This window comes from Novosphingobium pentaromativorans US6-1, assembly GCF_000767465.1.
GTDB classification, from domain to species: Bacteria; Pseudomonadota; Alphaproteobacteria; order Sphingomonadales; family Sphingomonadaceae; genus Novosphingobium; species Novosphingobium pentaromativorans.
The window spans coordinates 3,786,075-3,797,667 of record NZ_CP009291.1 but is presented as its reverse complement, the minus strand read 5'-3'; the positions used below and the strand labels follow the sequence as shown (position 1 = coordinate 3,797,667).

At 60.6% G+C, this 11,593-nt stretch carries 18 protein-coding genes; all 18 read left to right on the top strand.

Features of this window, described 5'->3' with window-relative positions; all coding sequences use genetic code 11:
* Window positions 1-2: 2 nt before the first annotated feature.
* Window positions 3-242: a hypothetical protein gene (locus tag JI59_RS17820; protein ID WP_007011253.1), complete on the top strand. Its 240-nt coding sequence runs from the start codon at window positions 3-5 to the stop codon at window positions 240-242.
* Window positions 243-280: 38 nt separating this feature from the next.
* Window positions 281-523, top strand: a complete 243-nt coding sequence (locus JI59_RS17815) for a hypothetical protein (protein WP_007011254.1) — start codon at window positions 281-283, stop codon at window positions 521-523.
* Window positions 524-565: 42 nt separating this feature from the next.
* The gene (gp17, locus tag JI59_RS17810; protein WP_007011255.1) at window positions 566-991 is read left to right on the top strand and encodes a tail completion protein gp17; all 426 of its coding nucleotides are present in this window, start codon (window positions 566-568) and stop codon (window positions 989-991) included.
* A gap of 64 nt (window positions 992-1,055) precedes the next feature.
* Window positions 1,056-1,490: a phage tail tube protein gene (locus tag JI59_RS17805; protein WP_007011256.1), complete on the top strand. Its 435-nt coding sequence runs from the start codon at window positions 1,056-1,058 to the stop codon at window positions 1,488-1,490.
* Window positions 1,491-1,493: 3 nt separating this feature from the next.
* Window positions 1,494-1,979 (top strand): gene transfer agent family protein, encoded by a 486-nt coding sequence (locus JI59_RS17800; protein ID WP_038576543.1) that lies wholly within the window; start codon window positions 1,494-1,496, stop codon window positions 1,977-1,979.
* Window positions 1,979-2,146: a hypothetical protein gene (locus JI59_RS27130; protein WP_007011258.1), complete on the top strand. Its 168-nt coding sequence runs from the start codon at window positions 1,979-1,981 to the stop codon at window positions 2,144-2,146. The genes JI59_RS17800 and JI59_RS27130 overlap by 1 nt, the downstream gene beginning before the upstream one ends.
* On the top strand, window positions 2,146-3,726 hold the full coding sequence (locus tag JI59_RS17795) for a hypothetical protein (protein WP_007011259.1): 1,581 nt from the start codon (window positions 2,146-2,148) through the stop codon (window positions 3,724-3,726). The genes JI59_RS27130 and JI59_RS17795 overlap by 1 nt, the downstream gene beginning before the upstream one ends.
* Complete coding sequence (locus JI59_RS17790) at window positions 3,726-4,286, top strand: hypothetical protein (protein ID WP_007011260.1); 561 nt, start codon at window positions 3,726-3,728, stop codon at window positions 4,284-4,286. The genes JI59_RS17795 and JI59_RS17790 overlap by 1 nt, the downstream gene beginning before the upstream one ends.
* Window positions 4,283-4,687 carry a DUF6950 family protein gene (locus JI59_RS25720; RefSeq protein ID WP_007011261.1) on the top strand — a complete coding sequence of 135 codons (405 nt, stop codon included), beginning with the start codon at window positions 4,283-4,285 and terminating at the stop codon, window positions 4,685-4,687. Before JI59_RS17790 ends, JI59_RS25720 begins: the two co-directional genes overlap by 4 nt.
* Complete coding sequence (locus tag JI59_RS17780; RefSeq protein ID WP_007011262.1) at window positions 4,680-6,851, top strand: phage tail protein; 2,172 nt, start codon at window positions 4,680-4,682, stop codon at window positions 6,849-6,851. Before JI59_RS25720 ends, JI59_RS17780 begins: the two co-directional genes overlap by 8 nt.
* A gap of 43 nt (window positions 6,852-6,894) precedes the next feature.
* Entirely contained in the window at window positions 6,895-7,575 is a 681-nt protein-coding gene (locus JI59_RS17775) for a hypothetical protein (protein WP_007011263.1), read from the top strand.
* The gene (locus JI59_RS17770; protein ID WP_007011264.1) at window positions 7,575-7,961 is read left to right on the top strand and encodes a hypothetical protein; all 387 of its coding nucleotides are present in this window, start codon (window positions 7,575-7,577) and stop codon (window positions 7,959-7,961) included. The genes JI59_RS17775 and JI59_RS17770 overlap by 1 nt, the downstream gene beginning before the upstream one ends.
* Window positions 7,961-9,328: a hypothetical protein gene (locus tag JI59_RS17765; RefSeq protein ID WP_038576540.1), complete on the top strand. Its 1,368-nt coding sequence runs from the start codon at window positions 7,961-7,963 to the stop codon at window positions 9,326-9,328. Before JI59_RS17770 ends, JI59_RS17765 begins: the two co-directional genes overlap by 1 nt.
* Complete coding sequence (locus JI59_RS17760; protein ID WP_007011266.1) at window positions 9,325-9,534, top strand: hypothetical protein; 210 nt, start codon at window positions 9,325-9,327, stop codon at window positions 9,532-9,534. The genes JI59_RS17765 and JI59_RS17760 overlap by 4 nt, the downstream gene beginning before the upstream one ends.
* A 116-nt stretch (window positions 9,535-9,650) precedes the next feature.
* Window positions 9,651-10,043 carry a hypothetical protein gene (locus JI59_RS17755; protein WP_007011268.1) on the top strand — a complete coding sequence of 131 codons (393 nt, stop codon included), beginning with the start codon at window positions 9,651-9,653 and terminating at the stop codon, window positions 10,041-10,043.
* A complete protein-coding gene (locus JI59_RS17750) occupies window positions 10,043-10,693 on the top strand; it encodes an N-acetylmuramidase domain-containing protein (protein WP_007011269.1) in 651 nt (216 codons plus the stop codon). The genes JI59_RS17755 and JI59_RS17750 overlap by 1 nt, the downstream gene beginning before the upstream one ends.
* Window positions 10,690-11,073: a hypothetical protein gene (locus JI59_RS17745; protein ID WP_007011270.1), complete on the top strand. Its 384-nt coding sequence runs from the start codon at window positions 10,690-10,692 to the stop codon at window positions 11,071-11,073. The genes JI59_RS17750 and JI59_RS17745 overlap by 4 nt, the downstream gene beginning before the upstream one ends.
* Window positions 11,070-11,474: a hypothetical protein gene (locus tag JI59_RS17740; protein ID WP_007011271.1), complete on the top strand. Its 405-nt coding sequence runs from the start codon at window positions 11,070-11,072 to the stop codon at window positions 11,472-11,474. Before JI59_RS17745 ends, JI59_RS17740 begins: the two co-directional genes overlap by 4 nt.
* The last annotated feature ends 119 nt before the right edge of the window (window positions 11,475-11,593 follow it).

Below are 11,593 nucleotides of genomic sequence, written 5' to 3'. Positions count from 1 at the left end.
CCATGAGACGAGCGATTCTTCTGGTCGGCTTTGCGCTTACGGCGTGCGCAAGCGAAGGTGATAAGGCGGCCGAGGACTACGAATTCGCGAAGTCGAGCCCGTCCACGAACATTCAGGACATGTGCGACGCAGCGACCCGGGCGCGCGAGGCATATGTACGTGATCACGACACCGAGAACGTCTCGCGCTGGTCTGGGATTGCGTCGATGGACTGCAACCGCGCGGCCATGTACCGGCGCTAGATTGCCGCTGGCGACTGTATGGCGTATGTTCCCGCATCGTGAGCCATGACCAACCTTGCTGGGCCGAGAAGCTACTTGAGAAGCTGATCCCGGCACTTATCCGGTCGGGCAGTATCTCTGAAGAAACAATCCTCAATCTGGCTGATCAGATCGATGGTGATGGGCACGACGAGAGTATTGCTCTGGCGCTGCGCCTGTGGGCCATCGAGGCGGCCGGGACAACCTCATCGGAACAGCGCGCGGAGCGCATGAGGAAGCGCATTCGCGTCATCAAAGAATAGCCGTCCGTATCATCGCGCACGCGGCCATCGCATGCCTGCGCCATGATCACCCGCCTCAATCCAGCCAATGAAGTGCAGGAAGCCATCCTGAAGGCTCTCGCGGATGACGTGGCACTAGCCGCCCTAACATCGCGCATCTACCCTCAGCAGGCGCCGACAGAGCCGGTTCGCCCGTTCGTCAGGTTCGGGGCTCCGATCATTACCCCACGCAAAGTGGATGGCGGGGACAGCGCTGACGTATCTGCGGCCGTACATTGCTTCACCGATTCCACGACGGCCACGCCTGACGGCCGGCAGATGGCGACGACCATTGCCGCGCACATCGCGCGCATTCTCGATGCCATGACCTCGATCTCACTCGAGGACGGTGTCGAACTCAACGTCTATGTCCAGCAGGTCCAGTGCATGCAGGATGGCGATGCATCATCCTGGCATTCCTTCGTCACCTTCCGGGCCGAGGCCGCATAAGCGTCCGTAGAGCGCGTGGCAGCATAGCCATAGCGTTCCGGCAAATGACCGGAGACGCTGACAGATGACCTATCCGACCACAATCAAGGGCCAGCGCGTCCTTCTCCAGCTCGGCGACGGCGCAACCCCTACTGAGGCATTCACGACCGTCTGCGGCATCACTACGAAGGGTCTGCAGCGCACGCGGCAGACGCAGGACACGGTTCTGTGGGACTGCACCGACCCGGAAGCCAGCCCTATTACCGAGCGCGAGATTCTCGCTGGCGACTGGACGATGAACGGCTCCGGTCAAGCGGTGCTTTCGGTTCTGGATGATCTTGAGGCCGCGTATGACGCAGCCTCGAACTGGAAACTAAACTTCGTCGACAGTTCCGGCACGACCGTCCGCTCCTACACCGGAAACGCCATCATGACCGACCTGACGCTTGGGGCCGTCAATGGCGACAAGTGCTCGATCTCCATTACCCTCTCCGGCAACGGCGTTCTTACCAAGGGTTGATCCATGCAGACGCATCGCGACATCCCGTTCGGTGATGGCGATTACACCTTCCGCCTCGGCATGGCACAGATCATTGCCATCGAGGAAAAGTGCAATGCCCGAATCGGCGCGATCTATGCGCATGTCATGGATGGCCGCTACCAGAAGGATGGCGTCAGCTTCGGGTACGGCCTGCAGGCGAATTTCGGTTTGCGCGAGGTCATGGAGATCTGTCGGCAAGGGCTGATCGGCGGCGGTGCCGGCTTCGTCGATGGCCGCGACATCAAGGTCACCGACCATCTGGCGACGCACCTTGTCCGAACATATCTCGAACCGGACTCCGGCAACCCACTTACGAAAGCATGGGATCTCGCTGAGGTCATCATGAGCGCATGCGTGAACGGCTACGAGCCGGCGCAGGCCGAGGCTCAAAAAAAAACCGTGAAACGTACCAGTCGGAAGCCGAAGGCCGCTTCGACCGAGGGCAAGTCGTCGGCAATGGCCTCGTAATGGGCATCGCGCCCTCCGAGGTGCTGTCGATGTCCCTCTATGACTACCAGGCCGCCCTTCATCACTGGGCGAAGGCTCAGGGTAGCGATGATGATGAGGTCGAGGCTCTCACCCCGGAAGAGTTTGACGAACTTCTCATCACGGCAGCATCGCAAGGAGTGCATTGATGGATCCGCTTGAACTGATCGCCGTCGAGGTTCGTGCAGATCTGGACCAACTCGAAAAGGAAATGACCGGCGCCACCCGTGTCGTCGACGCGAACGCAGCCAAAATCACGAACTCCGTCGAGCGATCAGAGCGGGCCATCGTGCAATCAGCTCGCAATTCCGGGCAGGCAATGCAGGGAACAGGCCGCAATGCCTCCATGCTCGGCGCGCAATTCAGTCAGATGGGCCAGCAGGTCGCCGCGGGGTCGAGCCCGTTCCAGGCACTCGCGATCCAGCTCCCCGACATCGCCTATCTACTCGGCAATACCGGCAGTGAGGCAGGCAAACTCGCAACGTTCTTCGGTGGGCCGTGGGGCATCGCCCTAACTACAGCAGTTGCCGTCCTCGCCCCGCTGGTGGAGCGCCTGATTGATACCGAAGATGCGCTCGATCGCGTAGGAGACGCTGCGCAGGACGCGATGGACAAACTGCGTGCGTCCCTCAACACGACTTCGGTCGCCTCAAATGCCGCAGACGAAGTAACGAAGAAGCTGGTCGGCAATCTCGGCGAGCTGGCGAAGACCAACCGCGATATTGCCCAGACGCAGAACCTTCTGGAGGACGCCGCGCGCTCGGCCGGAGGTGGCAACTCGCTCGAGATCCTAAATAATCGGCTGGTCCGATTGAATAGCGAGAAGGAGCGGATCAATGCTGATATCCAGCAGTCTCGCAAGGATCTGAAGCAAATCGCTAGCGATGCGCAGGTCGCCCAGATGCAAGCCGAGGCGCGGGCTCGGCAAAGCCAAACACCAACGCGCACGCCGTCGCCCAGATCCTCCAGCTCATCCGGTCGCGGCGCCCGCTCCTCCCGCGTCGATACGACACCTGTGAAGGAATCTCTCGACGATGTAATTGCGCAGGCACAGCAGGACATGCTCGTCGCATTCGCTGATGCATTTCAGAAGCAGAGCGATGCCGACTGGGACGATTTTCGCGAGCAAGTTCGGCGAATGGAGGAATTCCGCGCGCAAGAGCGCGAACGCACCGATGCCCGTCTGCATTACCAGCAGGAGCAGCAGGTCCGTTCACTCGCGTCGATCTATGAAGATGCCTTTCGGGGCGGCACAAGCGCGATTTGGGCTGACTTCAAGGCAATCGGGCTGCGCGTCATCGCCGAGGTTCTCGCGCGTTTCACGATCGCCAAGATTGGAGGCGGCGAATTTAGCCTGGGCGGAGCGCTTACGTCTGCGATCAGTTCAGCCATTCCCGGTTTCGCAAGCGGAGGATCACTCTCGATCGGCGGGCGCGGCGGCATCGACAAGAACGTGCTTTCGCTCAATGGCTCGCCCATCGCTAAAGTCTCGAACGGCGAAACTCTTCATGTAACCAATCCGAGCCTTTCACGCGGTGGAGGCGCACCCGCCCAGATCAACCAGACTTTTGTCCTCGACGCGCGCGGTGGCATCACGACGCCTGAGCTTCTGCAGTACGTCAACGACACGGCGAGCGCGAAAGCGGCGCAGGCGGCAGGAGCAATGGGACAGGCCGTCATGCGTGGCATCCCTAGCCGCCTGAGCAGCTTCCAAAGAGACGGTACCTGATGGCAAGCTACCGCGAGAGCGTCGTGGTTCGCATCGATTGCGATCCCCCAGCCCTTCTCTGGTCCGGGATCGGCAACCTTCTGATGCCGGCTGATGATGTCATTCCAGCAGACGCAATTGCGCTTGGTGGCGGTGAGCTCGTCAGCGTTCCTGACTTCCAGCAACTCATCGGCGGCACTGCTGAGCGGCTAGACTTCACTGTCTCAGGCGTATCCGATGAGACTGTCCGCTTTGCCATCGATGATGCTGCAACAGTCCGCGGCGCCAGGGTCGATATCGGAACCATTCGCTTCGACAACGACTGGCAGTTGGCGTCGGTGACATGGGAGCAGGTATTCGAGGCACGCTCGCTATCCGTCAGCCGTCCGCAATCCGACAGTTCGGGCAACCTGACGCGCTCCATAACCCTGACGATCGTGCAGGGTTCGACAACGCGGAGCCGCGCCAAGATCGCCTTCTTCACCGATTCAGATCAACGCCGTCGCTCCTCGGACGATGCGATATTCAGTCACGTCGGCGGAATTACGCTTGGCACCTCGCGCAGGTTTGGACCCAAATGACCCTCGGCGACTACCTTCTCACCCTCAACGCCAAGCGGCGCGAGCCCGGCGTTCACGATTGTGTCACGCTGCCTGCGGACTGGACCGTTGCGCTTGGTCTTCCCGATCCGATGGCAGCTTGGCGCGGAACCTACGATACCGAAGAAGGTGCGCTCGAGATCATCGAGCAGGCCGGGAGCCTCGAAAGCCTTTTTGCGGCGGGATATGCCTCGATCGGCATCGAAGAGCGCTACGACGAGCCACGCGAGGGCGATGTAGCAGTCCTGCGCGTGGGAGAACAGGAGGCCGGCTCGATCTACACTGGCCGCCGCTGGGTTTTTGTAGGCGAGCGCGGCATCGGCTTTTCGTCGGTCGATCAGGACTGCATCGTGACCGTTTGGGCGGTTGGCGACCATGGGTAAGACGGTAGGCGCCATCATTTCGGTCGGCCTGGCTGTCGCGGTCAACGTCATTCCCGGTGTCGGCCAGGCAATCAGCGGCGCCATCTTCGGCGGCCTGAGTGCTGTAACCGGCACGGTGGGCTTGGCCGCATCTGCGGCCCTGACTTTCAGTCAGGTGGCGGCGTTCGCGCTCACGACGGGCCTCACCATTAATGGCTTGCAGACCGTTGGTGGCATCCTCGGTCTCGGGCCATCGGCGCCGAAGCCAGATCAGGCAGAAACGGCGATCAAGAATTCCCGCCCGCCGCGTGTCTCAGCTTACGGCACGAGCCGTCTCTACGGAGCCTATATCCTCTACGAGACCGCACCTGATGGCGCCGCAGTCGATGTCTACGCGGTACATGACGGAGAGCTCACCCAGATCCTCCAATATTACCTCGCCGATGACGCGGTGACGCTCACTGGAAGTGTGGTGAATGAAGGCGATGATGGTCGTTACGCCGACAGCACGGTCAAAATCTACAGCACGACAGGTGCCTCGCCTGGCGCTTCTATTTCGGCAGTCACGACGAAACTCGGTTCATCGATCTGGGGCACCGCTCACCGTGGCGATGGAGTCGTGCAACTCGCTGTCATCTGTGAGGCGGTGAAGTCGAAACACTTCCTCGACATCTACCCTAACGGCGTGCCCGTCGCTTCCATGGCGGCGAAATGGCAGAAGTGCCCTGATCCCTACGCCACAGATCCAACCGACGAAAGCGCATGGACCTGGACCGAGAACGCAATCCGGCACCTGATGCACTACATGCTTGTGCATGAGCAGATCGATTATGCGACCAAGATCGCGCCGGCACTGGACTACTGGAAGGCCGCTGCGGACGTATGCGACGAGGATATCGCGCTCAAGGCTGGGGGCACTGAAAAACGTTGGCGGTCATGTGTCGCTCACAAGCATACCGACACGCATGCCTCGGTTAAGTCAGCCATCATGCAGTGCTGCGACGGGTGGATCGCCACCCGCTCTGACGGTGCTTATGTCGTCTACGCGGGGAAATACTACACCCCGACAATAAGCATCGGCGCAGATGAAATCATTGCCTTTGAATGGAACGGTGTCGGCGTCGATGACGACGAAGCCATCAACGAGATCATCTGCTCATATGTTTCGGCTGACCACGATTACAACACCGTGGAGACCAATGCCTGGCGTGACGAAGACGACATCGCTGAGCGCGGTCAAATACTCACGGATTCGCTTGAGCCACAGGTGCCGTCATGGGGTCAGGTGCGCCGCCTTGCCAAGCGGCAAATGGCTCGCAAGAACGCCCTCTATCGCGGCACTGTTACGACCAATGCGTCCGGACGCGTTGTGCGCGGAGAGCGCTTTATCAACCTGACGCTCACCGAGGCCGGTACCACGTTCTATGACGGTCCCGTCGAGATCACCGCGGTCACGCGCAATCTCAGCACAGGCGGCGTCACCTTCTCATGGGTGGCCGTCGACCCGAATATCGATGCATGGAACCCAGCGACCGAAGAAGGCGACCCGGCCCCGGTAGGTAACCGCGTCGCACTCGAGCCGTTGACAACGCCGACGATCGATACAGCATCTGCCGTGTTGTCATCGGATGGGTCTTTCGCCCAAATCAGCGTGACCGTCGACGCCGAAGACCGATCCGATCTCACTTGGTTCCTGCGCTGGAAACTCTCGGCGAACACGGTCTGGAATGAGGCTGAGTATACCGACATCGATGCGGGGACGTCGGTGCAACTGCTTTCCGATTCCGTGCCATCGAACGCCAGCGTCGATGTCTCTGTCGCCTACCAAGTGGGCGACGGGCGCACTTCGGACTGGGCGAGCACCGAAACCGTCGACACGACGACCGAAAATCTCGCCCCCTCGCCCAACACAGCCTTTACCGCGAACGGCGGCACCGGCGAGGTATCGGGTAGCTGGTCGAACAGCACTTCGTCGAATTTCGGGCACTCCGAACTCTGGTATGGGACGACGTCGGTATTCGGCAGCGCAACGCAGCTCGGCGGTGACTATACCGGTGGCGCTGGCGAAGGAGAGGTGTTCACAGAGAGCTTGTCGGCCGATGACTACTACCTGTGGACGGTGTCCTACAATTCAGCCGGCACCGCCTACTCAACGACCGGCCCTATTCCGGTAACCGTCACCTAGCCGTCCGTAGAGCGACACGCTCCATCGTGGCCAAGATGCGGCCATGTTCATCTGGCCCGCTCATCTTTTCAAGCCGAAGATCGTGAACGCACGCCCGGTTTCACAGACGATCTCGGGAGGCGCGTCTCTGTCTGGCGTCGAGGACGTGATTGCCACAGATGGCGGCGGTCGCTGGATCATTGAATTTTCCGGAATCAATTTGACCACGCCCGCACAGCAGCGTGCCTGGAGTGCATGGGCCGGCTATCTCGATGGCGGGGCAACCGAGTGTCTGGTCCCGATCCTTTCACTGCCGACAGGCCCGAGGCCCTTCGCATGGGATAAGGCGGTGCGCGTCTCGAAACTGGTCACCGATAACGACGTGTTTCCGACCAGCGCAGCTTATTCGGTTTCGCATATGTCAGCATCAATTGGAGCAAACGCTGCCCTTCGAGCGACTTCACTGCAGATCAACCTGACGTCTCAGGGCGAGATTGTCGGTGGCGAGAAGTTCAGCATTGGAGACTACGCCTATCGCATTGTGCGCGAAACCTCGGCGGGGATCTTCTCGATCCGCCCGCCGCTCCGCGAGGCTGTAACCGCCGGCGCCGCAGTCAATTTCGATTGGCCGGTCGTAAGGTGCCGCATGCAGCCCGCCCAGGATTTCGAGAGTCCTATCAACTTCGGACGGTTTTCCGAGAGCTCAATCACTTTCATTGAATCCGTACCAGTGGGGGTTTCCTAATGGCTATCGCGCGCAGGGTTGATGGCCTTTCGGCATTCACGGGCAGCGATCTCAAGTTCGTTTTCTCGCTCGTCGGCGTTGATATGACTGGCGAGACCGGCGTGTTCAACATTGCCACGGCCCCAGAGGCGTCACCGGCTATAGCGGCAACTGTAACGCTGATCGAGGTCATCTACGATGACGATGGCGTGCCGACATCGATATTGCAGGCATACGCTTCGAAAGCGGCTGTGCAGGCGGCAAAGGCGGTGCTGGCACCTTCTGACGAAGGCGCAAACCTCAACCTTTACTACGAATTTCGCGTCTCTGCGCTCGCGGGTGAGACGGGAAGCGATGCCGAAACAACCCTCATGTACGGCGCCTTTCCAATCAAGGGGTCTATCTGATGGCCGACATTGAACTTGATTTCGTTGGCCCTGGCGCTCGCCTCGCAATTGGATCTGCGACCAGAGCAGCCGCATCGGAAGCGTCCGCGACCATTTCGGCGGCAACGGCGGAATCTGCAGCTGGTCCAACTTACAGCAGCACAGCTGCAGGTCTCGCTTCAACCAGCGATGGAGAGGCATTTGCTGTCGATAATGGCGACGGAACTGTAACTGTATACTTGAACAATCTTGGTGTTGCAGTTGCCCAACGGACGCTTGCGACAACTGCATACTCTGAAGCGACATATGCCAAAAACGAGGATCTCGCCTCGACCGAGGCAGACAAAGGGGCTACCCTTGTCAACTTCACGCCGTACAACATCACCTATACGATAGCTGGTCAAACTCCGACCTCGTGGAGTGTGTACGAGACAAGCGGTGAATCGGGCCGCACCGCGCGGCACCTCATGGAACCTGCGGACAGGGGTTCTCATAGTGGCGAGCAATTCTCCGGTCTTGGGCTTAGTCTTCGCCCTACCGGTTCTCTGGCGAATGGACCGGCCAACGCCGATATCGGGTTCAATATTTCCGTCATCAAGGGCGGCACAAATGTCGGTGAGATTGACGGCCTCAATATCGTTGTCCGTCAGGCCGGTACGGCGTCGGACGCGTGCGCGATCCTGACCGATGTTGCCGGTTGGAACGGTGGGACCGGCTTCTGGGGACAGCACGAGGGGACGACGAAGCATATCGATGGCGGCGGCACTACGCTGCTCGATATCCGAACCCAGATGGGCGTCATCGATACGGTCAATAATACCTCGTTCGGTTACTATGCCACGCCAAATACCGGAACGATCGATTATGGCCTGCTGTTCATCACCGAAGTCAGCGGCGGGCAGTTCGGCAACCACATCACCGCTATTTTCGAAGGGCGGACAGCCTTTCAGGTCGATGGGGATGGGAGAGTCTACGTCAATCCGGGTGACCTTGAAACGGGGCAGTACGCGCGTCAGGAGTGCTACCTTCTTGAAGCGGCAAGCGGCAACGCCCTTGCCGGACATGTCGAGTTCAACCGCTATGCCGCAGGCTCGGATTGGACCTCTACGGAACTCAGGTTTCGCGGCAGCGTGGATGGTTCCGACGCGGCAGCAAGCTCGCCGTGGATGTCGTTTCGTGGGCTATCCGGGGGGACATCTCAAATCACATTCGGATATGGCGTTGGCGCGTCTGCTTTTGATCGTGTTGTAATTCCTATCGGCGGCGGCATTCAAATCATTGACCTGCCGTCATTCTCTTTTGCTGATGACACAGCCGCCGCCGCCGGGGGCGTTCCTGTTGGCGGGCTTTATCACACATCCGGCGCGGTCAAGGTGCGCCTGACATGAGTGAGGAGCAAGGCATGGTCATCGCCTTCAACACGGTCTGCAAGTCCTGCGGCGAGCGCGTGACCTGGCCCAGCGACGATCCCGACTGCGTGGAGGTGCAATCTGACGCCATCGGGCGGGTCAAGCATCACTGGCGCATCTCCTGCGCATGCGGGAGCCCTGTCACGGCCTTCGGTGGGCGTCCTCTGGGAACGGGCGAGATATGAGCCACTTCGAACGCCTGATTGCCTGCATCCGTTCGGGGCAGATGAGCGAGGCGCAGATCTCCGAAGAACTGCGCAATCCAGTGTTTGCCGCATATTACAGGCAAAGGGCGTGAACGGTGCCTGACCTTGCCTCTCTTGCGTCGACAACGCTGCCGATGGGCGTCGGGCTCGGTGCAGGCGGCGTGCTCGCCATCGGGATCATGCGTGCTCTGGGCAGCGCCGCGCGGTGGATCATCGAATACTTCGGGGGACGAATGGACAAGAGGGCCGACCGGCTCGACGCGAGTACGGACAAGCTGATCAAAGGCCTCGAAGATAGGATCGATGCACTGACGAAGCGGCTCGACCACGTCGAGCAAGAGCTTTCCGAATGCAAGGAACAGCACGCTGTCGCCGAGGCTCGCAACAAGCACCTTGAGGCGATGATGCAGGGATACGGTGATGCCCGGCAGCGCATCGCGACCGAGCAAGCAGCTGAGGTCCTGTCGATTAGAGAAAGGTCGAAGTGATGGACGTTCGCGCCCTGCAGTCGAGACTTGGCGTTGCGGCCGATGGCATGTTCGGTCCCAAGAGCCGCGCCGCGCTGATCGCACGCTTTACCAACACTGCCGCGCCGGCCGTGAACAGCGCGGATCTGATCAGCTTCGCTTCCCGGCTACACTGCTCCGGCAAGCAGCTCGCTGCCGTCGCCAAGGTTGAGAGCGCAGGCGGCGGATTCGACGATCGCGGACGGCCCAAGATCCTGTTCGAGCGCCACCTGTTCCACAGGCAGACCGGAGGCCGATGGTCGCCGTCATCCTTTAGCCAGGCTACGGGGGGCAGATATTCCGAGGACAGTTGGGGCAAACTCCTGCTCGCCTGCGCCAAAGACCCAGACGCGGCTTTTTCCTCGTGCTCGTGGGGCAAGTTCCAGGTGCTCGGCCTGCACTGGTCAAAGCTCGGCTATGAAAGCCCGTTCGCGCTGGCCGTGTCGACGGTGGAGAGCGAGGCCGCGCACTATGATTTGCTCAGCCGGTACATCGAGGCCTTCGGTCTTGCCGACGAGTTGCGTGCCTTGAGCACCGATCCCGAGGACTGCCGCGCGTTCGCCCGTCGCTACAACGGCCCGGCCTACGAGCGGTTCGACTATCACAAGAAGCTGGCGAGTGCGATGCGATGACGGTCCGCGAGTTCCTGCACTGGCTCGGCCATCCGCTGCGGGCTGTCGTCTCCGCCCTAACTGTCTTGGTGAACCTGACGCGCCAGCAGATGCGCGCGCTGTTCTCGCTCGCCATGATCGGCGGGATGATCTCCCTATCTGGGCAGAACTTCATCTACACCTATTTCGCCCGCCGCGCTGTTGCTCAGGGCGAGGCTTACCGGCCGCTCTTCGATCTGATCCAGGAGCAAATGCGGTTCAACTCCGCGCTCGTCGCATGGTTCGCCGTGATCTTGGGGCTGATCGTCTTCGGTGCCGACTGGCTGCGCGCCAAGTGGGGCGACCGCGAGTTGCAGTTCGGCAAGGATGATCCCGCCTCTATCAAGGACGATGGAGAATGAACCCTATCCCCATCAGCTGGTGCCTCGGCGGGGCTGCAGCAGCTGCCCTCGTTGGCGCCTGGGGCGGCTGGACGGTCCGCGACTGGAAGCGGGACAGCGAAGTCCTCGCCGGAATCGAGAAGGCGACCGAGCTCGTCAACGAGCAGCTTGCAACGATCGACGCGGCGGCGCAGGCCTATGAGCAGGAGCGAGAAGATGCACGAGTGCAGACCAACGTGCGCGAAAGCACGATCCGCGAGATCTATCGCGACCGGCCGGTGCCTGCCGATTGCGCTGTTGGTGATGATGTCCGCGGCGTGCTCAACGACGCCGTCCGTTCCGCCAACGCCCGAGCTGCAGGCGAACCTGCGCCAGGCGTGTCCGCCACTGCCGGTGGCGCCGGTTCCGCTGATCGACCCTGAGCGATCGATCTGGGAGAACGCGCTTATTTCGCTCTATGGCGAGTGCGCCGGCCGCCATCATCGAACCGTCGAGGCGTGGCCTTCAACTCACGGCAAGTAATGCTTAAATCGTGTCCGTA